Source organism: Variovorax sp. Root318D1 (genome assembly GCF_001424835.1).
GTDB lineage: Bacteria > Pseudomonadota > Gammaproteobacteria > Burkholderiales > Burkholderiaceae_C > Variovorax.
Genome location: NZ_LMCQ01000006.1, coordinates 56,100 through 78,817 on the forward strand (window position 1 = coordinate 56,100; position 22,718 = coordinate 78,817).

Here is a 22,718-nt window from a genome sequence, read left to right on the forward strand (position 1 = left end):
CGTGCAACTTCTCCTGCAGCAGATTCTCGACGGGCTTGCAGCCGGCGCCATCTACGCGGCGCTCGCGCTGGCTCTGGTGCTGATCTACGGCGCCACCCGCATCGTTAACTTCGGCCAGGGCGAAATGGCGACTTTCTGCGCCTATCTCGCCTGGCAGCTCGCCGAATGGGGCATTCCGTGGCCTCTGGCGTTGACGCTGGGTGGCGTGGCCGCGTTCGCGCTGGGCGTGTTCGTGTTCCGGGCCGTCGTGCGGCCGGTGTCGCGCGCATCGGTGGAAACGGTGGTCGTCGTCACCCTGGGCCTCTTCCTGTTCTTCCAGGCGCTGTGCCTGTGGCTGTGGGGCTCCGACCAGCAAGCCTTTCCGCCAGTATTCCCGTCCGGAGGATGGACGTTCGGGGGCGTTCGGCTGACGACCGGCACGCTCGGTGTGCTCGCGGTGCTGCTCGCGCTGGCACTCGCACTCGCGGCCTTGCTGCGCTTCACACGCATCGGGCTCGCGCTGCGCGCCGCCGCGGTGGATCGCGAAAAGAGCCTGATCGTCGGCATCCGGGTGGACTCCATGCTGATGCTCGGCTGGGGCCTGGCGTCTCTCGCGGGCTTTGTCGCGGCGGTGCTGGTGGCGCCGCGTCTCTTCCTCAGCCCGACGATGATGGCGCCGGTGCTGGTGTACGCGCTGGCCGCCGCCACACTCGGCGGCTGGGGCAGCACGGTGGGCGCCATTGTGGGCGGACTCGCGATCGGCGTGGCAGAAAGCGTGGGCGCGACCTATCTCCCCTTCATCGGCGCCGAACTGCGCCTGGCCATTCCGCTCGCAGCCATGCTCGCCGTGCTGCTGTTGCGACCCGAAGGCCTGTTCGGCCGGAAGCTGGCGGTGCGCGTATGAAGACGTTCTCTCCGTGGCTCGCCTTGCTGCTGCTGGCAGCGGTCGCGCCAGCCGTACTGCCCAAGTTCCTGCTGCTGCAATTGAGCATGGCCCTCTGCTTCGCGCTCGCGATCCTCGGGCTCAACCTGCTGCTCGGCTTCGCGGGTCAGGTCTGCCTGGCGCAGGGCGCCCTGTTCGCTGTCGGCGCCTACACGACCGCCATCCTCTCGGCCCAAGCCGGCTGGCACCCGCTCGCAACCTTGCTGCCGGCGGCTGGCGCCGCCGCGCTGGCCGGCCTCGCCATCGGCCTGCCCGCGCTGCGCCTGGGCGGGCTGCAACTGGCCATCGTCACCTTCGGCGTGGCGGTGCTGGTGCCGCAGTTGATCCTGAAGTTCGACCGGCTGACGCAGGGCGTGACCGGCATCAGCTTCGATGCACCGGTGCCGCCGCGCTGGCTGCCGGCGACGCAAGACGTCTGGCTGTATGGCATCTGCGTCGCCGCCGTCGCGCTGTGCATGGGCCTGGCCATGCGGGTGCTGCGCGGCGACACCGGCCGCAGCCTGCGCGCCATGCGCGACAACGAGTTGATTGCGTGCTCGATGGGCGTGCACCTGGTACGGCTGCGCCTGAGTGCTTTCGCTCTCAGCTCGGCTTTCGCCGGCCTCGGCGGCGGGTTGTACGCCATCCTGAACGGCTACGTCAGCCCGCAATCGTTCCTTGCCGCCAAGTCGATCGAGATTCTGATCGGCGCCATCGTCGGCGGCATCGCAAGCCTGCCGGGTGCGCTGCTCGGCGCGCTGTTCGTGGTGTTCGTTCCCGAATGGACGGCCGACCTGAGCCCCGCGCTCGGCGGCCTGATCTACGGCGCCTGCCTGATCGGGATGATGCTCGTCGCACGCGATGGTCTTGCAGGCCTCGCCGCGCGCGGATTCGCCCGCTGGCGCAAGTCTTTCTTCCCCACCCGGCCGCTTGCGGCAGCCACCCTTCCCCAGGAGACAACCCCATGACTCGCCATACCTTCTTCGCTCTGCGCGGCGCACTGGCCGTTCTCGGCGTAGCCGCAGCGTCGCTGGCCCACTCGGCCACCCCCGGCGTCACCGACAGCGTAATCCGCATCGGCATTTCCGCGCCGCTCACCGGCCCGGTAGCCGCGGTGGGCGCGGTGTCGGAGGGCATCAAGGTTCGCGTCGCCGCGGCCAATGCCGCTGGTGGCGTGAAGATGGGCGATGGCAAGACCCGCACCATCGAACTCGCGGTGCAGGACGACGGTATCGACCCGCAGCGCACCCTGACCAACGTGCGAAAGATGGTGGAACAGGGCGAGGTGTTCGCGCTGGTAGGCATCTCCGGCACGCCGAACAACCAAGCGATCGGCAAGTACGTCGAGCAGAAGAAGGTGCCCAACCTCTTCATGTACTCCGGCGTGCAGGAACTCGCGGAAGGCCCGAACTGGATGATCGGCCTGGTGCCGTCCTTCACCACCGAGGCGGCGGCCTTCGCCGAGCACCTCAGGGCGACCCAACCGGACGCCAAGGTGGCGCTGCTGTTCCTGAACACCGAAACGGGCCTGACCTTCAAGTCGGCCCTGGCCGGCGCTCTCAAGGGCTCGCGCGTGAAAGTCCTCGCCGAACAGGCGGTGACGCCGGTGGATCCGACCATCGACACGCAGATGAGCAACCTCAAGGCATCGGGCGCCGACACGTTGGTCATCATCGCGCCACCGCGGCAGGGCGCGCAGGCGGTGAAATTCGCGGCGGAGAGCGGCTGGAAGCCCGTCACGCTGCTCTCGTACATCGCGTCCTCGGTGGCGGCGCTTCGACCTGCGGGGCTGGACAACGCCAAGGGCCTGATCACGAGTCAGTTCATCAAGCCGGTAGAGGCGCCCGCGTTTGCGGACGACGCGGCCGTCAAGCGCTACCTGGCCGACCATGCGGCCGCCAAGCCGCGCTTCGACAAGACGGACTCGCAGGGCCAGGTGGGCTACGTCACCGGCGAGGCGCTGATTCGCGTGCTGGAACTGATGAAGCAGCCCACGCGCCAGGCCATGATGGACGCGGCGCGCCAGATGAACAAGGTGGAAGTCGGCCTGCTGCTGCCGGGGATCACGCTCACCACGCAGGGCTCGGCCGACCCGTACCCGATCGAAAGCCTGCAACTCGTGCGCTTCGATGGCGTGCAGTACACGCCCTTGGGCAAGCCGGTGTCGTTCGAGGGCAAGACGCCCCGGCACAACTGAGGCGCGGCAATGGCACTCGATCGCCGAAGCCTGATCGCTGCGCTTCAGCGCATCTCGCGCGGCGAGAAGCTGTATCCAGTCGTAGCGGCCGCAGCCGACGCACGGCACGGCTGTCCTTCTCGGACATGCCGACCAGCCAGCTCAGTTCATCGACTTTTCCTGGTGACCTAATACCGCATGGGGCCAACGGATGACATCGCCATGCCGTAGATGATCAGAAAGGAACAGGGTACGGCGAGCAGGAGTGCGAGCAGGCTCCCAACCATATAGGTGACCGCCCGCTTGCGACGGTCATGCAGCCATGAAACCAACGCAGCCAGAAGCGGAAGTGCGGAAGCCGCGGTCGGCAGAAACGCCACGAACAAGGGCGTGGATCGGTTGCTCGCGAAGGCCGTGACCAACGCGACCATCAGAACGACGGTGAGATGAAGCAGTATGAACTTGGCGCGGAAATTCTTGAGCTTCGATATCCAGTAGATGGCGTACAGCGGATAAGTGGCACCACCTGAAAAATGCAGCCACTCGATCCCCTGGTAGCTCGACGTACGAACGGCGTCGTAAACGATGGGAGGCAGCAAGACGACGCAGAGCAAGATGCACGCGTGAAGCATGAACGCGGCCACAATGGACGGCCAGCGTCGTTTGGGAGTCTCTGAGCGCGTGTCCGCTCGGGCGGTGTCGGCCAATTCGATGGGGGTGAGGGGTTGGTCTGGCATGAATGAGCGCGGATTGCGCACTCCGAGTGGCGGGATAATCGGGAAACCGGGGCGCGGGTCTGGGTCTGAAGCCTGCGACCGCAGACACAGAAACTTCGCCTATGGAAGCATGGCCGATGGTACCCAGTCACCCGCAAGGCAACTCATGCCACCTCCGACACGCCCAACAGCCCCTTAGTCTCAAGCAGCGCATGCGAATCCATGAATTGAAACAGCGCCTGCGCGAAGCCGGCGCGGGCCCGAGCCACGAGCAGCGGATCCTGCGGCTGTGGTCCCATGCGCTGCCGCGCAACAGCGGCAGGCGTCTGCCGGGGACGTTCTTTCCGTCATCGCTGCTGGAGGCCTTGCCGTCCATCGAGGCCGAGTTGGCGGGATTGGCGCGCATCCACGCGGTGCATCCCGGTGCGGATGGTTCCGAGCGGCTGCTCGTGGCCCTTGCGGACGGCCAGACCGTGGAGAGCGTGCTGCTGCCGAGGGACGGCCTGTGCGTCTCGTCGCAGGTCGGGTGCGCGGTCGGCTGCCAGTTCTGCATGACGGGCCGCGATGGCTTGCTTCGCCAGGTGGGAAGCGCGGAGATCATTGCCCAGGTCGCTCTCGCGCGCATGCGCCGGCCGGTGCGCAAGGTGGTGTTCATGGGTATGGGCGAACCGGCCCACAACCTGGACAACGTGATCGAGGCGATCGAGCTGCTTGGCACGGTGGGCAACATCGGCCACAAGAACCTGGTGTTCTCCACCGTGGGCGATCCGCGCGCGTTCGAGCGGCTGAGCCTGGCCCGCGTGAGGCCTGCGCTGGCGCTCTCGCTGCACACCACGAAGGCCGACCTGCGCAAGAAACTCCTTCCGCGGGCGCCCAACATGACGCCCGAGGAACTGGTTGCCGCAGGCGAGCGCTATGCGCGCGCCACCGGCTACCCGATCCAGTACCAGTGGACGCTGCTCGAAGGTGTCAACGACGGGCCGGAGGAGATCGACGGCATCGTCAGGCTGCTCTCCGGCAAATACGGGGTGCTGAACATGATCCCCTTCAACGCCGTGGACGGCGTGGCATTCAGCCGCCCCTCGTGGGAGCGTTGCGAAGAGATCGCACGCGTGCTGCACGAGCGCGGCATCCTGACGAAGCTGCGCCAATCGGCTGGCCAGGATGTGGACGGCGGATGCGGCCAGCTGAGGGCACGCGCCGCCGAAGTGCAAGTGGTGACGCTTCGAAGGGCCTGAGACCGGCCGACCGCGCACCGGCTTTCATTCATGCAGACGGGGCGACCCAGTCCCACACTTGATCGGGCGCCTCGACCATCACGTTGTGGCCATGGGGTCCGAGGTCACGCGCACCGGGGTCGAGCGCGCGAGTCTGCGCCAGCGTCACCATCGCATCATTGCCTCCGCGGCCCAGGTGCACGGGGCAGCGCGCCAAAGCCATCAGTTCGGCCATCGGGGGCTTGCCCACGCCATTGGCGCAAGGGTCCATCGCGAGGCGCCAACCCTCGGCATCGTGCGCGATGCCACGCGCCACGACGGGTGAGGCCGCATCGGCAATGCCCGCAAGACCCGACACCTTCAAGTAACGGTCCCACGCTTCCTCTTCGTTGGAAAACCTCTTCGCGGGTTGCAATGCGAGCGTCTCCATACGGCGCAGCTCTTCATCTCTCCATGCGATCTTGATGCCCGCTGCAAAGACCTGGTGCGGCGTGACGCCGAACCAGCCAGTGGCCAGCGCCAGGCCGATCAGGCCGCCGAGCGAATGTCCGAGAACCACGAGCCGGCCGGCAGCGTGAATGTGCGGCAGCGTGGCGCGCGCAACGCTGGCTGCGTATTGACCGATGGCATAGGAGTCCTGCCGATCGGACTGGCCGTGGCCGGGGAGGTCGAGAACGAGCCAGCGGCCGTTCCAGCGCGCGTTGGCGCCAGTGCACATGGGCGACCACACCGCCCCCGTCGCGCCCATGCCGTGCAGCATGAGAAGCAGGTCCGGGCCTTCGCCGCCTTGTTCCGTGTACATGGCCACTGCTGTCTCCGTTGCGTCTTCGGTGGCCGAAGAATACTCGTCGATAAGGCCAACCTGGAAAACCCCCGCTCCTTGCGGCCTGAGGAGGCTACGCCATTGCTGCCTCGGCAGACGCTGCCTGCACCGGAATGTGCGCACGCTCTTCCTTGATGCGGTTGGCGCCATCCACGAACACGAGCTTGGGCTTGTAGCCCGCCACCTGGTCTTCCGGCACCAGGCCGAAGGCCGCGATGATGATCAGGTCGCCCACCGATGCACGTCGCGCGGCCGACCCGTTGACCGAAATGATGCCGGTGCCGCGCTCGCCGCGGATCGCATAGGTGACGAAGCGCTCGCCATTGTTGATGTTCCAGATGTGGACCTGCTCGTTCTCGGCCAGGTTGGCGGCATCGAGGAGGTCTTCGTCGATGGCGCAGGAGCCCTCGTAGTGCAGTTCGCAGTCGGTCACGGCAACGCGGTGGATCTTGGACTTGAGCAGGGTGCGGAACATGGGACGGTGGCTTTCTCTGTTGGCAAAAGTTGAATGAGCGGTGTGCCATCGACGGACACACAGGACGAGAGTCGCAGCAAACGCAGCGGAGGATAGTCGAGCCGCTGACGGCATTCGCGCCCTTTGGCTGGCGCCTAAAAACCACGGCATGGATTTCCGTTGGGCGCTGATCGCCAAAAACCGAGAGTTCTTTCAACCTACAAGCGAAGAACCACGCGCTAAAAAGACCTCCATTGCCCTTGCGCTGCGCTTTCTTTTTGAAGAATCTCTTACGTATTAAATCGTCTCTGGGCTACAGTAAAAAATCGTGTTTCGATCGATTTGACTGCGCGGCCAACCGTAGCCGCAACGCACTTCGGTATTGCGTTGGCCAATCAACCAGGTGGGGCTGAAATGCAGGATGCCGTCATTGCGCGCATTGACGCGACCGAACAGGTTGCGCCGGAGCCGTTGTTCATTCCGGGCTATGACTTGCTCGACGTGTTGGGCGTCGGTGGCTACGGCACCGTCTATCGCGCCACGCAGCACCACACGGGAAACACGGTCGCGATCAAGGTCGTGAAGCTTCTGGAGGGCCGGCAGCGCGTGGCTCGCTTTCATCGCGAGACCAGACTCTGCGCCACGCTGCATCATCCGCACATCGTGCAGTTGCTCGACAAGGGCGAGCAGGGCGAGTGCGTGTATGGCGTCTTCGAATACGTGCCCGGAGAAACGCTCAAGAGCTTGATCCGGCGCAGAGGCTCGCTGACCGCGGCGGAGACTGGCCATCTCATGGCAGAAGTGCTCGATGCGCTGGACTGCGCGCATCGCGCCGGCATCGTCCACCGCGACCTGAAGCCCGACAACGTGATGGTGAGCTTCACCGGCGCGCTGCCGCATGCGAAGGTGCTGGACTTCGGCATCAGTACCGTGATCCCGCTGCAGGGAGAGGTTCATGTGGCAACGCTCACGATGGACGAGGAGTGCCTCGGAACACCGGCATACAGTGCGCCGGAGCAGCTTCGCGGCGAGCCGCCGAGCGCCGGGTCCGATCTCTATGCCTGGGGATTGATGTTCCTCGAATGCCTGACGGGCGCGCCCGCGGTCCAGGGCGATTCGGCCGCCGAGATCGTGCATCGGCAACTGAGCCCGCAGGACATACAGCTGCCGGCCGAGATTGCCGCGCACCCGGTGGCGCAGCTGCTGCGGCGTGTGCTGAAGAAGAAGCAGGCCGAACGCTGCGGATCGGCATCCGCGCTGCTCGAAGAACTTAGCCGCCTCAGGCTCGACGATCTCGTGGGTGCCTTCGGACGGGCGCAGGGCCAAGCGGACGATGCGCTCGCGCGTACCGTGGCCACGACCAAGGCCTTCTCCGAGAAGCGGCAATTGACGGTGCTGTGCTGCAGCGTCGCGGTCTGGCCCGAGGCCGGCGAGAGCGAAGCGGGCGAGGGCGTGTCCGTCTCCTCGGACATTGAGAACCTGGAGCTGCTGCAGCGCGAAGAGCTCAGCCGTTTTTCCGAGGCGGCCACGCGGCGCGGCGGCCTGCTGGCCGGCACGCTCGGCGATCGGATGATCGTCCTGTTCGGTTATCCGCATGCGAGCGACACCGATGCGCGGCAGGCGTGCATGACGGCGCTCGAGTTGACGGCCCTGGGCCGCAGCAGGTCGGCGCTCCTCAGGCAGTCCCACGGCGCGCACCTGGGCATCCGCATGGGCATGCACACGGGCATGGCCGTGGTGGCCGGCGGCGAGATCCCCTCCGGCCACGCCGTGAGCGTGGCGATGCGCCTTGAAGGCATGGCCGAGATGGGAACGCTGCTCGCCAGCGAAAGCAGCTATCGCCTGCTGGCGCGCCATGCGCATTTCGACGCGGCCGGCAGCGTGAGCGTGCCGGGCCAATCCGCCGGCGTGCAGACCTACCGGCTGGACGCGCAGAAGCAATCTTCATCGCCGCCTGCATCCACGCCGGGCACACTGAGCCGCCTGTGCATCGGGCGCGACCGGGAGTTGGCGCTGTTGCGCGGCGAGTGGGCGGAGGCCAGCATGGGCCATGGGCGCGCGGTGTGGATCCGCGGCGAGCCGGGCATCGGCAAGTCCTGTCTCGTCGACGTGCTGAGAGAGCACGTCGCAGAGGAAGGCGGCCCAAAGTCCGTCAACGCCCAATGCCAGCCGGAACACCGCAACAGCGCGCTGATGCCGTTCCTGGCGCTGCTGCGCCAGCAGCTCGAAGCCGTGCCGGGCGCATCGCCGGACGATCAACGCGACCAGCTGTACGAGGCCCTGCAGGCCGCCGGTTGCGATGGCCCCGCCCTGACGCCGATCTTCTGTTCGTGGCTGTCGCTTCCCTTGGGCGCTGGTCATCAGGCAAGCCAGGCATCGCCCGCGATGCAGAAGTCGCTGCTGCTGCAATCGACTGCGCGGTGGCTGCTGCACATGGCTGCCGCGGCGCCGCTGCTGCTGGTGGTGGAGGACGTGCATTGGGCCGACCCCACGAGCATCGAGTTCCTCGAGCAATTGATTGCGCAGCTGGCGGACCAGCCTGTGCTGCTGGTACTGACCGCGCGGCCTGAATGGGCCAAGCCCGAAGGCCTGACGGCCGAATGCATCGAGGTGCGAAGGCTCGACGATGCAGAGGCCAGCCACCTGGCCCACCAGGTGCTCGCGCCGAGGACCGTCGACGCCGCGGTGATCCGCAACATCGTTGCGCGCACCGACGGCGTGCCGCTCTTCGTGCAAGAGATGGCACGCATGCTGCTGGACACCTACCTTATCGAACAGGACGGTGCCTGGGTCTTCAAGGACACCATGCAGCCGGCCGCCATTCCCGTCACGCTGCGCGACTCGCTGGTGAGCCGCTTCGACCGCCTCGGGGCAGCGAAGAGCCTTCTGCAGCTGGCTGCGACCATCGGGCGGCAGTTCGATGCGCAGTTGCTGTGCGCCTGCTCCGGCAAGAACCGCGACATGGTGGACGCAGAACTGGAAGCCCTGCGCGAGGCGGGGCTGGTCATGCCGGCCGAGCCGTCCGGCGCGGGCGCGGACGCCTTCATGTTCCGGCATGCGCTGATCCGCGACACCGCCTATGAATGCATGCTCGTCGCGCAGCGTCGGCAGCAGCATCGGAAAGTGGCGCAGGCCCTGCTGCAGAGCGACTCGCAGCGCGTCGTCAGCGAGCCCGGCATCGTCGCGCAGCATTGGGCGGAGGCCGGAGACCACGCGCAGGCGGTGGCGCATGCGGTGCGGCAGCTTCGCCTCACGCAGCACCGTTCGCTGAACGACGAAACCATCGCCTATGCGCAGCACATCGACGGCTGGATCGGGCATCTGACCGGCGTGGTGCAACGCGAAGCCCGGCTGGACGTGAACAGCTACGTCACGCAGGCGATGATGAACAAGCACGGCTGGGCCCATGACCAGGTGGTGGACCGCATCGCCTTGTCGCAGGAACTGCTGGACGACACGGTGGCCGCTGAGAAGCAGGTGCAGCACCTGTGGGCCATGATCACCTTCCATCATGTGGCGAGCAACCGCGACGAGGTCCGGCGGCTGAGCCACAGGCTGCTGGGCCATGCCAGGCGCCAGCAGGACCAGGGTGTGCTCGTGGCGGGCCAGACCTACCTGGGTCTTGCGCACTATTCGGATGGCCGGTTCGCCATGGCGGAACGCGAGTTGACCGACGCCATCGAGCGCTACGACCCCGAAGCCCACGCCCACCATGCGGCGGACTTCGGCTTCGACACGCGCGTGTGGGCGACCACGGGGCGTTCGCTGGTGCGCTGGTTCACGGGCCACGGCAAGGCGGCGTCTACCGATGCCGCCCAGGCCGTTCAGTGGGCCAGGGATATGTCCCACATTCCTTCGTTGAGCATGGCACTGCTGTACCAGAGCCTGGGCCACCAGGCCCGCGGCGACAAGGCGGCGGCGCTGGCGAGCACCACCGAGCTGCTCGACATCACGGCGCGCTTCGGCCTGCCGGCATTCCAGGGCTATGCCGACATCATCCGCTGCTGGTCGACGGGCGAGGTGCAATACATCGCGCAAGCCGACGCCACGGTGCAGGCCCTGTGGAACATGGGGTGCCGCTATTGCCAGACCTACTACCGCGCCTTTGCCGCGGAGACGCTGGCCAGCCATGGTCGATGGGACGAAGCGATCGATCGCATCGACGATTGCCTGCGCCTGGTCGAGCAACTCAACGAACGGCTGTACGGCGCCGAGCTCCACCTGAAGAAGGCCCGCTACCTGCTGGGCGCGGGCGCCGAACGCGGGGCGGCGATGCTGTCTTTTTCGCGCGCCGCAAAGGTCGCGCGTGAAGGTGGAAAACACAGAACCGAATTCGATGCGCTGGCCGCGTTGCAGGCCCTGGCGCCGGCCGACCGGGACGTGTCCAGACGCCTGAAGGATCTGGCCGCCATGCGGCCGGAGTTGTGCCCGCGCAAGCCGATGCCTGCGCATTTTTCTTAACCAAGGAAGAAGTCATCATGACCCAGCGCCAAAGTGCAGCATCCGAGCCCTTGCTCGAGTTCCGTCTCGCCTACCTCCGGGCCCTTGCGCGGTCGTGGCAGGACGACGCGTACCGGCGCGAACTGCTCGATCAGGAAGACATCCAGCCGATGCTGCATCGCGACTTCGGCCTGCCGACGCTGTGGCCGCTGGTGAACATCGGCCTGTACCTCAACAGCGATCCGACGCAGCGGGCCGAATGGAAGCCGGTACTGACGGCCGGCTGGATCAGCCCCGACGATGCCTTCGTCATCGTGCTGCCGCAGGCGCCGTCGTCGTCCCAAGCGGCCGAAGCCCTGGCCGCCTATTACCAGCTGTTCCCCAATTTCATGGGCGCGGCCGCGGCCTTCGAGAAAACGGACACACCCGTCGGGCCACCGCAAGGCGCGCTGCCGACGGGGCTCGGCATTCCGGGGGGCGGTCCGGATTCGCTGCTGGCTTTCGGCGGCGTGGTGCTGCGCGCTATCGCCCTTGCATGGCAATCGCCGCAGTTCCTGAGCGACCTGACCGGCGATCCCGCCACCGACAAGGCCCCGGTCCTGAGCCAATGGCTGGGCTACAACAACCCATTCAATTTCCAGATCCGGTTTGCCACGCATCCGAAGCTCACCTGGGACGCCGCACGCGGCGAGTGGAACCTGAAAGGCGGCCCCGAGGGTTCGCTGATCAAGAACACGATCCAGCTGAACTATCCGCAGGCACCGGCGGAGGAGGGCATGCGTCCGATCGCGCTCACCGCGTACAACAACACGGGCAGTGCCTATCCCTTCACTTGCTGAGCCCCCGGTCGTAGGGCTGCTGCCGACGGCGCTGCAAGGCGCCACTGCGACGCTGCTGTTGACGCTTGCGGCCCGTGCCGGTTCCGAGAGCGTCATCGCGGCGTCGGCGTTCTCCGATTCCGAGGCGCGGCGTATTGCCGCAGAGCTGCCGTACGACCTGTCCGCCGGCACGCGGGATGCGGCGTTCGTTCGCGGCGTGGTCCTGCGGGCCGCACTGATCGATCGCCTGGCGGCCGAGTTCTTCGCGGCGCATCCGCTCGGCATCGGCATCACGCTGGGAGCCGGGCTGTGCACGCGCCGCACACGGCTGGGGCCGCGTGTGGCGCGAAGCGGCGGTGTCGACTGGCTCAACGTCGATCTGCCGGATGCGATACGCCTGCGCGAGCAGCATATGAAGCCCGATGAAGGCGAGCGCAACCTCGCGTGCTCGATCCTCGACCCCGCGTGGCTGGACCTTGCCGACCTGCCGGCCGGCCGGCCCGTGCTCGTGATGCTGGAAGGGGTGTGTCCCTATCTGCCGCAGGCACCCCTGGAGGCCATGCTGCGTCATCTGGCCCAACATTTCGAACAGCGCAAGTCCGCAAAAGTCGTCGTGCTCGACTACGTTCACCCGGTGCTGGCGAGCCAGCCGATGCAGGTGGGCGGCATGCATCTGCCGCTGGTGTCGGGCTTCGAGGATTCGGCCCGCATCGCAGCCATCCATCCATCGATTCGCGTGGTCTCCGAGGACCATCCGTATTCGCAGTTCTCCGAGCCGCACCGGCTCTTCGAGGCCGCATTCCGCGCGGCGACCGGCCGCTGGCCCTACACGGTCGCCCGCTTTGCGCTGGGGCCGCCGCATGACGCCTAGCCTGCAACCGATGGATTTCTTCACCGATGTCTTCGAGTGGCATGGCAGGTTCCTGCCGCCGCTGGTGCGGCCGGACGGGCTGCTGCTGTTGAGCGAGAGCGACCTGTTCTTGCTCGACGCGCCCGGCGTGCTGGCGGTCGAACCCATGCTGCGCGGGCGTGTGAGCCTGGCCTCGCATTGCAGGACCGAGGGCGTTCCCGATTTGCTCGCGCAGATGCTGCATGCGCTCGAAGCCCTGGTGCGGCAAGGCCTGGCAAGACCGGCGACGGTGAACGACACCGAGCGCCACGTCGTTCCCGATTTCTCGGTGCCGTTCGAACGCGTCCCGGTGGAGGCGAACGTCGACGCCATCATGCTGTCGCAAACGCTCGATCCCGAAGCGGCCCTGTGCTGGGCGAGGGCAGTGGGCGTGCATGATGAAGCGCGCACCATCGTCTTCTGCGATGACTACCTCGATCCCCGGCTCGGCCTGGTCGACGCGCAGCAGAGGGCTACAAGGCGACCCTGGCTGCTGGTCAAGCCGACGGGAGAGCAGCCCATGACCGGACCGCTGTTCACGCCGCATGCGACCGCCGCCACGGCATGCTGGCATTGCCTTGCGCATCGACTGCTCCGGAACAAGCCGGCAAGGGCCTGGTGGCAGCACAGGCACGGAGGCGGAGCCGCCGCCTTGCCGATGCGCGCCGATACGGAGTTCGCCCGCGAGCGGCTGGAGCGCTTGCTTCCGTTGGCGCGCGAGATCGTTGCACAGACCGGCCAGTTGCTGTGGACCATCGATCCCATGCAGGCCCACGCCGTCGTCGCAAGACCCCAGTGCCCGCAGTGCGGCGATGCGGGACTCATGGCGCAACTTCAGCATCGACCGGTGGTGCCGGCACCTTGCCTGTCGAATCTTCAACCCGATGGCGGTTGGCGCACGATGCCCGCGGCTGCCACGCTTGAGCGCCTGGCGCCGCACCTGGATCCGCTGTGCGGCGTCATTGCGCGTGTCGTGCCATTGGGCACCGAAACCGAAGGCGCGCTCACGGTCTATCGCAGTGAGATCTCCAGGACGCCAGCCGCCCACGGCGATCTTTCCGCCAGCGCACTGGTCCAGGTGTGCCTCGGCAAGGGCATGTCCACCGAGCAGTCCCGCGCCAGCGCAATGTGCGAAGCGGTCGAGCGCTACGCCGCCTTTCATCAGGGCGACGAGGCCTCGGTCTGCGCGGCGGCGTCGGCGCTGCACGCGCACTGCATCCTGCCGCAGTCGCTTGCGCTCTTCAGCGAAAAGCAGCGCGTGCAATCGGCAGCGCACAGTCCGCCGCATGCGTTGGCTGCGGCCGCGCTGCCTGCGCACGAGCCGGCATGGTGGGCGCCGGCCTGGTCGCTGACGTCCAAGTCCCGCTGCTACCTGCCGTTGGCCTTCTGCTATGCCAATGCTCCGGCGCAGAGCCAGCGCCACTCGGTGTGGACGTCGAATGGCTGCGCCGCCGGAAACACGCTGGAAGAAGCCATCCTGCAAGGCTTTCTCGAACTGGTGGAGCGCGATGCAGCGGCCATCTGGTGGTATGGCGAAATCCGCAGGCCCGGCGTCGACCTCACCGGCCTCGGCGCTCAAAGGCTTGCGCGCATCGCGCGCAGCCTGGGGCCGCAATGGCAGTACTGGGCGCTGGACCTTACCCATGACTTCGGCATTCCGGTCGTGGCCGCCATCGGCCGGCATGACGCAACGGGCGAGTGGGCCGTCGGCTTCGGGTGCAGCCCGAGCGCGGCGCTCGCCTGCGAACGCGCGCTCACGGAGATGGGCCAGCTGATTGCCGCCGGAAAGAAATTTTCCGTACCGCATGCGGGTCGCCCGGAAGGCGAAGGGCCGCGCTTTCTCATGCCAGCGGAAGAAGGCGACGCGGCGCCGATGCGGCCACCCGCCGTGGCGCCAAGCGCGGACATCGCCGAAGAGATCGACCGCTGCGTGCGCATTGCTGCGTCCCTCGGCATGGAGACGGTGGTCCTTGACTACACCCGGCCGGACATTCCGCTTCGCACAGTGAAAGTGGTCGTGCCCGGCCTGTGCCACATCTGGCCCGAACTGGGCAACCCGCGCCTCTACCACGTGCCGGTCGCCATGGGATGGCGCGACACCCCGCTGCAGGAAAGCGATCTCAACCCGCAGGCGCTCTACGTCTGAACGCGAAGCAGCAAAAATAAGCGATGGCCATCTTCCGCAACAACCTCGATCAACGCCGCACTGTGCTGCGCCCCATGCATGCCTTCGGCCGGCGCCCCTCGGCCTGCCAGACCGTGCTGCAGGCGCCGGACGTGTCGCAGATTCATGCGCTGGTCCGATGGAATCGTGTGGCCTGGGAGATCGTCGATCAAAGCCGCAATGGAACCACGCTGAATGGCGAACGCCTTGTCAGCGGCCGGTGGACTGTGGTGCCGCCGGGCGCCGAAATCCAACTCGGTCTGGGCGAGGAATCCATCTGGGTCGCCGAAGACCTGGCACCTCCGGCGACCTGTCTTTTTCCGAGCGACGGACAGGGCGCGCTGGTGGCATTGAGCCCGCGCGAGAACCTGCTGCCGGACACGCAGCAGCCCGAGGTGAACGTCTATTTCCACGAAGGCCGATGGGTGCTCGAGCACATCGATGGTGTCGACCAGCTGGGCGACGGCGCCACAGTGCGGACCTCCGTCGGCAGCTGGGAGTTCGTGCTGTGCGACGACCTGGAATCGACCGCGGAGAACCCGATTGCGACGGCGTCGCCGACGCCCGTGGAGGTGGCGCTGCACTTCGACGTGAGCCAGGACGAGGAGCACACGAGCCTTCGCCTCGTCGCGGGCGGCAAGTCGGTCTCGCTCGGTGAGCGCATTCACCACTACACCCTGGTGACCCTGGCGAGAGTGCGCTCCGAGGACGCGCAACGCGGGCTCGCGCCGCAGAGCCAGGGCTGGATTGCGTTGGACGAACTGTCGCGCATGCTCGGCGTGGAACCGTCCTACGTGAACATCCAGATCTTTCGCGCGAAGCACCAGATCTTGAATGCGCTGCCCACGCATTCGGCCGACGCGTCGCTGGTCGAGCGGCGGCGCGGCGACGTGCGTTTTGGGAGCTATCCCTTCCTGATCGAGGGCGGCGCACGTCGCTGAAAGATCGCGCGGCCGAAGGCTGCGCTTCGTGTAATCGCCTGTAATTCCGTTGAAGAGGGTGGCTCCCTAGAGTTGGTTCCAGTTCGGTCCCACAGCGGTCCGGACTGTTCCACCAACCACTTCATCTGGAGAGCGACATGGGCAACATCTATTCCGTCAGCGTCAACAACCATGCGAGCCATTCGGCGTATTTCATGGTGTTCCAAAGCGATCCGACCAACTGGGCACCCAACGCCATGTCGCTCGCCTGGTTCTCCAAATTTTCCAATCCGGGTCCGACCACGCGCATCAAGTTCCAGTGGACCGTCGACACCGGATTCTCATGGGCCGATACGGGCGATCTACAGCCCGGCATCGAGTACTCGACCGCCGAAACCTACGACCCCACCGGCGGCAACAACATGATCACGCTGGACTACAACAAGGCCTATCAGTTCGTGAACCCCACCAAAGGTCCCGATCCGGCACGGTTCTACCTGAGCGAATCGCCGAACATCCCAATCAAGTCGAGTGCCTCGGTCGGCGTGACCATGTCGGGCAGCACCGTGTACGCGGTACAGGCGCGCCCGAACCAGAGCCTGACCTTCTCGCCGCACCCCAAGTACTACATCGCCTATGGTGACTATGTGGAAGGCGACGTGATCGACGTCAATTCGATCAACAACCCGCTCGAGCTGCCGTACCCCACCGGCATCTACGCGCTCACCACGACGTTGAACGCCGATGGCAGCTGGGATGCGCCGCAATCGACGGCCAAGTCCAACGAGCAGCGCCTGCGCCTGCTCTCCCGCTGACCGCCATCGGCCAGACGGCCCGAAGCGCCATGGCGGCGTCGATGTCCGACGCCGCCATTCGCAACGGGCGTGACTGAAAAAGGAAATGTGACATGTTCGATGCATGCGTGGGCAGCGTCTGCGGCTTCGCGGGACAGGTGAACCCCGTTTCGGGCGACGCCAACAACATCTGGAAGAACACCGCCTGCGCGAGCCAGAACTCGGTGGCCGCGCCCAAGCGCGACGACATCCCGATCGCCTACCTCGAGGCGCAGGGCTGGATGCTGTGCGACGGGCGCAAGCTCAAGGTCAGCGCGTACCCGGAGCTCTTCGCCGCGCTGGGCTACCTGTACGGCGGGGCGAGCGACGACTTCTGCATCCCTGATTACCGCGGCCTTTTTCTGCGCGGCAACGATGCGGGCTCGGGCATGGACCCGGATGCCGCGTTGCGCATGGCGCCGACGGGCAGCGGGACTGTCAACGGCGTGGGCTCCTACCAGTGCGATGCCATGCAGACGCACACGCACACCTACAAAGCAGTCACGTTGGCGGCGGTGTCGCAGAGCGGCAATGCGGCGGGCCAGTCGTCGGGCGACCTGGAGACCAGCGCGCCCATCAACCCTGCACGGCTCACGTCTGAGACGCGGCCGAAGAACCTTTCGATCAACTACATCATCAAATTTCGCTGAGGAGAAAGATCATGAAAAACACGAGTCGACTTGCCATCGTTTGCGTCTTCTCGATGGCCGTGCTGGCCGGTTGCCAGGGCGGCCTGGGATCGAAGCCGGAGGCGACCCAGGTGGGCGTGGACGCCCAGTGCGTCGTCACCGCATCCGGCTACCAGCACATCTTCGCGCGCCATTGCACAGCGACATCCGGCGCGAGCCAGTTGCTGCCGCAGTACTGCGGCAATGCCGCCGCGGCGCAGAACTTCTGCCGCATGGTCCAGAATGCACCGAACCAGACGCGCACCGTGCAGCCCGACAATCGGATTCGCTATGACTCGAACCTCAACCAGGTCGTCGGCACGGCGGGCGAAAAGTGTGGACGCCTCATCATCGAAAGCGCAGCCAATGGCACGACTGTCACCGAGTTTCCCGAACTCGCCGGTGCGCCGGGCAGTTGCAGCTAGCGGCTGACAAGATGCGGCGAATCATCCAGGCGCCGGAAGGAATGGAGCCCGAAACGCCGGGCCTGCCCAGTCTTCCAATGGACGAATCGATCTGGGAGGATGGCTATTCGCTCGTCATCGATGAACTGAAGCAGGGAGCGCTGCAGAAGTTCTGGAAGCACTACTACGGCGCCTCCGCCGAGATGGTGCTTTCAGGCGACGACCTGGCGGCGCTCCGCAAGGACATCATGGCGGTCGTACCGGGCTGCGCGGACAAGCCAGCCGTGGCCGGCTTCTTGCTGGACCTGGCAAGGATGTGCTCCCGCGCACATCGCCAGAAGCACAGCCTTCACGTCATCGCCGACTAGCGCTGGTGGCCCCAGCCAGTCGGTTGCTATTCGAGCGTGAACCCGATCTTCAGCGTCACCTGCCAGTGCGCGACCTTGCCGTCCACCACGTGGCCACGCGTCTCGGTGACGGTGAACCACTGGATGTTCCGGACCGTCTCGTGCGCCTTGGCGATGGCCGTCTGCGCGGCATCCTCGATGCTGACGGGCGACGAGCCGGTGAGCTCGAGCGACTTGTAAACGTGATTCGACATGTCTCTGCTCCTTGTAAGCGTGGACACATCGTAGCCAGTGCATGCGGCGGCAGGGGAAACTTTCTGCATCTGCCTAGGCCGGTCGGGCTCAGCGTGTGGAGGCGGCAGCTTTTCGCCCCTGTTTCCAGGAGCCCGTGCGGTCGTTGGCATCGATGTCGCTCGTGACATCGTCCACCACCGCGAAGCTCACGGCATCGGCATGAAGCACGGGTGCGCCCCTGTACCAGACATGCGCGGCGTCCGCGGCGTAGCCGCGCCCGAGAACACGCAAGGCCTCGGTGTCCGCGCCGCGCAGAGTGCGCACCACGGGGTATGGTCCCCGGTTGGGTGTGTCTGTTTCGATGTGGCCGTGGTAGGCGCTGACGCGATCGCGCGCGTACCCGGCGTCGATCAGCGAGAACGTCGGTCCGTGGCTGCCGGGAATCTCGGCACGAGCGAAATAGCCGCGCTCCGAATCGCGCGCAAACTGCGAGCCCAATGGCTCGAAGCTCGCCGCGTCTCGCACCGTGAAGCCCACACCGTCTTCGTACGCGCGCGAGCGATCCCGCGCATAGCCGAAGCCCAGGACGCGATAGGTCGGCGCATGCGCGTCCCGGATGGGCGTGACGCGAACGTATGGAATCGCCCAGTAGTCCTGGCCCTTGCGGTAGGTATCGCAGTAGTAGACCGTCTGGAGGTCGCGTGCTTCATGGTCGGACAGCGCTTCGAAGCTCGCGCCATCGCTGCCGTCGATGGTGCTGCCTCGGTAGTAGCCGCGCTTCGCGTCGCGCGCAAAGTGCTTGTCCAGGCTGCGGAAGGTCTTCAGGTCGGCGGGCGTGAAGGGCGTGCCGTCGTAAGACCATTGCAGACCATTTTTTGTGTAGCTGCCGCCGTCGCAGCCGGCAAGGCCGAGCAGCAGGCCTAGCAGGATGACAAGGATGCGGCTCATGTGTCTTTGTTGGTTCTTGGCTTTTCGAGCGATTCGCGATGTTCCGCGATGCCGCAACGGAACACCAGCATATATCGAACGACCCCCGACGAGGGACTGGACCCGGCGCATGCATACTCCGCGCGATGAGGAACTCGCACCACGTCTGCCGCGTCTTCGGCTCTCCCTGGGAGGGCGTGCATGGCACGAGCATCTCGAGCAATCGACACTACGGCCGGCACTGGCATGCCACCTTCGGCGTGGGAGTGATCGACGAGGGCGCCCAAAGTTCGGCCAGCGGATGCGGCAACGTCGATGCCTATGCAGGCAACCTCATCGCGACCAATCCGGGTGAGGTGCATGACGGCAGGCCGCTCGGCGCAAACGCCCGGCGCTGGCGCATGCTGTACCTCGAACCCCATGCGCTTCGATGGGCGGTAGATGCGACTTCGGCGGGCGCGGCGCAGGACATGACATTGATTCGCCCGGTCATCGTGGACGACGAATTGCGGCGTGTGCTCAGCGAGCTCCTGCGCATGCTGGAGACCGAGGCCCAGTCCGATGCACTGCGCTGCGAGGAAATGCTGGTGCAGGCCTGCACGCTGCTCGTCGGGCGTCACGGCGCAGGCCGGCTGACCGCCCCTGCGGCATCGGCCGACGTTTCGCGGGCCCGCGAAATGCTCGCATACAACCTCGCACAGCCGCCAAGCCTGGGCGAACTGGCCGCCGCTTCAGGTGTGAGCAAATTCCAGCTGCTGCGGCGCTTCAAGGATGTCCATGGCGTCACGCCGTTTGCGTGGCTGCTGCAACAGCGCACGGAAGTCGCACGCGGACTCGTCCGCCAGGGCGCCGCGTTGACGGAAGCGGCCATGGCTGCCGGCTTTGCGGACCAGAGCCACATGACACGCGCGTTCGTCCGGCATTTCGGCTACACGCCCGGTGCATGGCAGCGTGCGTGGATACAGCCTGTACCGCTGCAATAGCGTTCAAGACGTGCCGCCATGGGAGCGACACACTGCGGCATGCACTTCTTCTTCTCTCATTCGCCGGACATCTGGGAGCGCCATCCCGAACTGGTGCCCGGGGTCCTCGTGGCCCAGGGCATCCTCAGGAACGCCACCGTGCAGGCTCAGGTGGCGCACTACCACGCCATCGCGCGAGCCAGGCTCGGCGCCGTCGGCACGGAAGCCGATCTTCCGGAGGTCCAGGCCTGGCGCCGTACCTTCGGGCGCATGGGCCTCAAGCCCACGCAGTACCGCTGCGCGTCCGAGTCCTTGCTGCGGCGGTTCAGGAAGGAAGGTTCACTGCCGCCGATCCATCCACTCGTCGATCTTTGCAATGCGGTGTCGGTGGCCTTCGCGATTCCGATCGCGGTGTTCGACCTGTCGCAGGTGTCTGAGGGGCTGGAGGTGCGGTGCGCGGACGGCACGGAAAGCTACCTGGCGTTCTCGGGCGAAACGGAAACGCCCGAACGCGGCGAAGTCATCTTCGCGGATGCCGACGGCCGCGCGCACGCCCGGCGGTGGACGCATCGGCAAAGCGCCAGATCCGCCGTGCGCGAAGACACCTCCCGTGTGCTCATCGTGGCCGAAGCCCTGCATGCCAATGCCGCCGAGGACGTGCCGAGGCTGTTGGCCGCGCTGTCCGAGTCGCTGGCCGAGGCCTGGGCGCCGCCGGCAGCGTGCGCGCTCTTGCGAAAGGATGCGCCCCGCCTGGTGTACTGAGGAGGTGTCGCGAGCCGACTCCGACTTTCTGCCGCAACCGGCGGTGCCTCAGGCGCCGCCCGCACGCAAAGGCGGCGGTTCCGCCGCCATCAGGACCGCCCGCGCCTTGTCCCGCAGGGCAAGCAGCGGTCCCCTCAATTCCTCTTCGGTATCACGAACGCTTGCCGCCGTGGTGACGCTCACATTGAAAATGTAGATGGGCCGTTCGGCAATGACGAGGGGTGCCGCAAGCGCGACGACCTCCGGTTGCCATGAAGCCACGCAATAGCCCCGCTGTTCGACGCTGGCCATCGCGGCCTTGATCTCGTCCCGGATGCGGCCCCATTCGGAGCGCCGTGCATCCCTGAACTTGGCCAGCAGCGCACGGCGCTCGCCCTGCGGCGCCACGGCCAGATAGGCCCTCCCGAGCGAGGTGAGCTCCATCGGCACGCGCTGACCCGCAACCACATTGCGCAGTGCCACCTTTCGGTTGTAGCGCACGGACTCCAGGTACACCATCTCGTCCCGGTCGGGCGCGGCCAGGCCGACGTTGATGCGCATCTTCTCGGCCAGCGCGCGCATCAGCGGCGCCACCGCATGGAGGACCGGCGATCCCGAGCGCATGGCGTGGCCGAGGCTCAACACCGGCGCCGCAAGCCGATAGGCCCGACGGCTTCGATCGTGCTCGAGCAGGCCGGTGTCGACCAGCGTTTGCGTGAGGCGGCTCACGGTCGCGCGCGAGAGTCCGGTGCGCTCCGCGATCTCTCCATTGCCCAGCAAGTCCGCGCCGGGCCGGAAGGCGCGCAGGATCTCGACGCCCCGCACCAGGGACCTGTTCAGAAGTGGATCTTCATGGTGTTGGCGCCGTGGCGCGGAGCTTGGAGGAGGAGGGTGCATGAAAGGGGTTCGAAGCGACAAGGCGAAGCCTATCGCAATTTCCATTCAGTGGAAATTGGGGGATGCGCGGCGGAGCCCATGTCCCTAAGCTTGTCCCCAGTCGATGAGAAGAGCAGCAGCGCCGCCCTCGATGCCGGCCTTTCGCATATTCCTTTTTGACGGAGACAAACCATGCAGAGCACCATGACCCTGGCACGTGCCGGGAACGCATTTTTTCTTTCGATCGCCTGCGCGGCTGCCGCCAGCCTCGCCACGATGCCAGCTCGCGCCGCATTTCCAGACAAGCCGATCAAGCTCGTGGTGCCTTTCGCACCCGGCGGCGGCACCGACCTGGTGGCGCGCACCATGGCCATCACGATGGGCCAGGAGTTGGGACAGCCCGTGATCATCGACAACAAGCCCGGCGCGGGCACGATCATCGGCACCGACGCAGTGGCAAAGAGCGCACCCGACGGCTACACGATGGTGATGGCCACCGTGGCGCACGTGGTGAACCCGAGCATCCAACCCAAGCTCCCGTACAACCATGACAAGGCCTTCGCGCCGGTCATGCTGGTGGGCATTTCCCCCAACGTGCTGGTGGTTCGCGCGGACAGCCCGCTCAAGTCGGTCAAGGACCTGATCGATGCGGCCCGGAAGGACCCAGGAAAGCTCTCGTTCGCATCGCAGGGCGCAGGCACGTCGGCCCACCTGGCCGGCGAGCTCTTCAAGAACCTCACCAAGACCAACATCACGCACATCCCCTACCGCGGTGCGGGCCCGGCCATCACCGACCTCTTGGGTGGACAGGTCGACGTGATGTTCGCGACCGCCGCGGCGGTGGGCACGTTCGTCGAGAACGGAAAGCTGCGTCCGCTGGCCGTGACGACCGCCACGCGGTCCGCGGCCCCGGCCCTCGCGAAAGTACCGACCATCGCGGAGAGCGGCGTGCTCGGCTACGTCGCGGACAGCTGGTATGGCTTGTACGCGCCCGCCGGAACCCCGGCCGACGTGATTGCGCGCCTCCATGCCGCTGCGAAGAAGGCCGTGCAGACGGAGGCGTTCCGCAAGCGGGTGGAGTCCGAAGGCCTTGTCATCCAGGGCGGCTCGCCGCAGGACTTCGACAAGTACGCCAAGGGCGAGGAAGCGCGCTGGCGCAAGGTGGTCAAGGAAAACAACATCACCGCGGAATGAACGGAGATATCGAA

General features: G+C 66.3%; 22 protein-coding genes. 16 read left to right on the top strand and 6 right to left on the bottom strand.

The window, feature by feature from the left end; genetic code table 11:
• The first annotated feature begins 1 nt into the window (after position 1).
• From ASC78_RS07085 to ASC78_RS07095, 3 genes are read left to right on the top strand one after another with little or no spacing between them, the layout of a single operon-like run.
• Positions 2-883: a branched-chain amino acid ABC transporter permease gene (locus ASC78_RS07085; RefSeq protein ID WP_055798750.1), complete on the top strand. Its 882-nt coding sequence runs from the start codon at positions 2-4 to the stop codon at positions 881-883.
• Positions 880-1,869, top strand: coding sequence for a branched-chain amino acid ABC transporter permease (locus ASC78_RS07090; protein WP_082517459.1), 990 nt, complete (start codon positions 880-882; stop codon positions 1,867-1,869). Before ASC78_RS07085 ends, ASC78_RS07090 begins: the two co-directional genes overlap by 4 nt.
• Positions 1,866-3,098 (top strand): ABC transporter substrate-binding protein, encoded by a 1,233-nt coding sequence (locus tag ASC78_RS07095; protein WP_055798472.1) that lies wholly within the window; start codon positions 1,866-1,868, stop codon positions 3,096-3,098. Before ASC78_RS07090 ends, ASC78_RS07095 begins: the two co-directional genes overlap by 4 nt.
• A 167-nt stretch (positions 3,099-3,265) precedes the next feature.
• Here ASC78_RS07095 and ASC78_RS07100 read toward each other — a convergent pair whose 3' ends face one another.
• Positions 3,266-3,814: a hypothetical protein gene (locus ASC78_RS07100; protein WP_055798475.1), complete on the bottom strand. Its 549-nt coding sequence runs from the start codon at positions 3,812-3,814 to the stop codon at positions 3,266-3,268.
• A 191-nt stretch (positions 3,815-4,005) separates the two neighbouring features.
• Between ASC78_RS07100 and ASC78_RS07105 the strand changes: the two genes are divergently transcribed.
• Positions 4,006-5,031, top strand: a complete 1,026-nt coding sequence (locus ASC78_RS07105) for an RNA methyltransferase (RefSeq protein WP_055798478.1) — start codon at positions 4,006-4,008, stop codon at positions 5,029-5,031.
• A 28-nt stretch (positions 5,032-5,059) separates the two neighbouring features.
• Here the strand turns inward: ASC78_RS07105 and ASC78_RS07110 are convergent, their stop codons facing one another.
• Together ASC78_RS07110 and panD are read right to left on the bottom strand one after the other, a co-directional pair.
• Entirely contained in the window at positions 5,060-5,812 is a 753-nt protein-coding gene (locus tag ASC78_RS07110; RefSeq protein WP_055798480.1) for an alpha/beta fold hydrolase, read from the bottom strand.
• A 94-nt stretch (positions 5,813-5,906) separates the two neighbouring features.
• The gene (gene panD / locus ASC78_RS07115) at positions 5,907-6,308 is read right to left on the bottom strand and encodes an aspartate 1-decarboxylase (protein ID WP_055798482.1); all 402 of its coding nucleotides are present in this window, start codon (positions 6,306-6,308) and stop codon (positions 5,907-5,909) included.
• Positions 6,309-6,701: 393 nt separating this feature from the next.
• Here panD and ASC78_RS07120 point away from each other — a divergent pair, with 393 nt between their 5' ends.
• From ASC78_RS07120 to ASC78_RS07160, 9 genes are all read left to right on the top strand, one after another.
• Positions 6,702-10,748, top strand: coding sequence for a TOMM system kinase/cyclase fusion protein (locus ASC78_RS07120; protein ID WP_055798485.1), 4,047 nt, complete (start codon positions 6,702-6,704; stop codon positions 10,746-10,748).
• Positions 10,749-10,765: 17 nt separating this feature from the next.
• A complete protein-coding gene (locus ASC78_RS07125; protein WP_235505014.1) occupies positions 10,766-11,566 on the top strand; it encodes a BMA_0021/BMA_0022 family TOMM bacteriocin in 801 nt (266 codons plus the stop codon).
• Positions 11,544-12,416, top strand: coding sequence for a class I SAM-dependent methyltransferase (locus tag ASC78_RS07130; protein WP_235505015.1), 873 nt, complete (start codon positions 11,544-11,546; stop codon positions 12,414-12,416). The genes ASC78_RS07125 and ASC78_RS07130 overlap by 23 nt, the downstream gene beginning before the upstream one ends.
• Positions 12,406-14,580 (top strand): TOMM precursor leader peptide-binding protein, encoded by a 2,175-nt coding sequence (locus ASC78_RS07135; protein WP_055798488.1) that lies wholly within the window; start codon positions 12,406-12,408, stop codon positions 14,578-14,580. Before ASC78_RS07130 ends, ASC78_RS07135 begins: the two co-directional genes overlap by 11 nt.
• Before the next feature lie 23 nt (positions 14,581-14,603).
• On the top strand, positions 14,604-15,539 hold the full coding sequence (locus ASC78_RS07140) for an FHA domain-containing protein (protein WP_055798490.1): 936 nt from the start codon (positions 14,604-14,606) through the stop codon (positions 15,537-15,539).
• Positions 15,540-15,676: 137 nt separating this feature from the next.
• Positions 15,677-16,333 (top strand): hypothetical protein, encoded by a 657-nt coding sequence (locus ASC78_RS07145; protein WP_055798493.1) that lies wholly within the window; start codon positions 15,677-15,679, stop codon positions 16,331-16,333.
• A 92-nt stretch (positions 16,334-16,425) separates the two neighbouring features.
• A complete protein-coding gene (locus ASC78_RS07150) occupies positions 16,426-17,001 on the top strand; it encodes a tail fiber protein (RefSeq protein ID WP_082517460.1) in 576 nt (191 codons plus the stop codon).
• 11 nt (positions 17,002-17,012) lie between these two features.
• Entirely contained in the window at positions 17,013-17,444 is a 432-nt protein-coding gene (locus ASC78_RS07155; RefSeq protein WP_157634405.1) for a hypothetical protein, read from the top strand.
• Positions 17,445-17,455: 11 nt separating this feature from the next.
• A complete protein-coding gene (locus tag ASC78_RS07160; RefSeq protein ID WP_055798761.1) occupies positions 17,456-17,791 on the top strand; it encodes a hypothetical protein in 336 nt (111 codons plus the stop codon).
• A gap of 26 nt (positions 17,792-17,817) precedes the next feature.
• Here ASC78_RS07160 and ASC78_RS07165 read toward each other — a convergent pair whose 3' ends face one another.
• The gene (locus tag ASC78_RS07165; RefSeq protein ID WP_055798497.1) at positions 17,818-18,024 is read right to left on the bottom strand and encodes a dodecin; all 207 of its coding nucleotides are present in this window, start codon (positions 18,022-18,024) and stop codon (positions 17,818-17,820) included.
• 88 nt (positions 18,025-18,112) lie between these two features.
• Entirely contained in the window at positions 18,113-18,952 is an 840-nt protein-coding gene (locus tag ASC78_RS07170) for a DKNYY domain-containing protein (RefSeq protein WP_055798499.1), read from the bottom strand.
• 125 nt (positions 18,953-19,077) lie between these two features.
• Here ASC78_RS07170 and ASC78_RS07175 point away from each other — a divergent pair, with 125 nt between their 5' ends.
• Together ASC78_RS07175 and ASC78_RS07180 are read left to right on the top strand one after the other, a co-directional pair.
• On the top strand, positions 19,078-19,914 hold the full coding sequence (locus ASC78_RS07175; RefSeq protein ID WP_055798501.1) for an AraC family transcriptional regulator: 837 nt from the start codon (positions 19,078-19,080) through the stop codon (positions 19,912-19,914).
• Positions 19,915-19,953: 39 nt separating this feature from the next.
• Positions 19,954-20,655: a B3/B4 domain-containing protein gene (locus ASC78_RS07180; RefSeq protein ID WP_055798503.1), complete on the top strand. Its 702-nt coding sequence runs from the start codon at positions 19,954-19,956 to the stop codon at positions 20,653-20,655.
• A 48-nt stretch (positions 20,656-20,703) separates the two neighbouring features.
• On the opposite strand, the gene ASC78_RS07185 is transcribed toward ASC78_RS07180, so the two are convergent.
• Positions 20,704-21,531, bottom strand: a complete 828-nt coding sequence (locus tag ASC78_RS07185) for an IclR family transcriptional regulator (RefSeq protein WP_055798763.1) — start codon at positions 21,529-21,531, stop codon at positions 20,704-20,706.
• 171 nt (positions 21,532-21,702) lie between these two features.
• Here ASC78_RS07185 and ASC78_RS07190 point away from each other — a divergent pair, with 171 nt between their 5' ends.
• Positions 21,703-22,704 carry a tripartite tricarboxylate transporter substrate binding protein gene (locus ASC78_RS07190; RefSeq protein WP_055798505.1) on the top strand — a complete coding sequence of 334 codons (1,002 nt, stop codon included), beginning with the start codon at positions 21,703-21,705 and terminating at the stop codon, positions 22,702-22,704.
• The last annotated feature ends 14 nt before the right edge of the window (positions 22,705-22,718 follow it).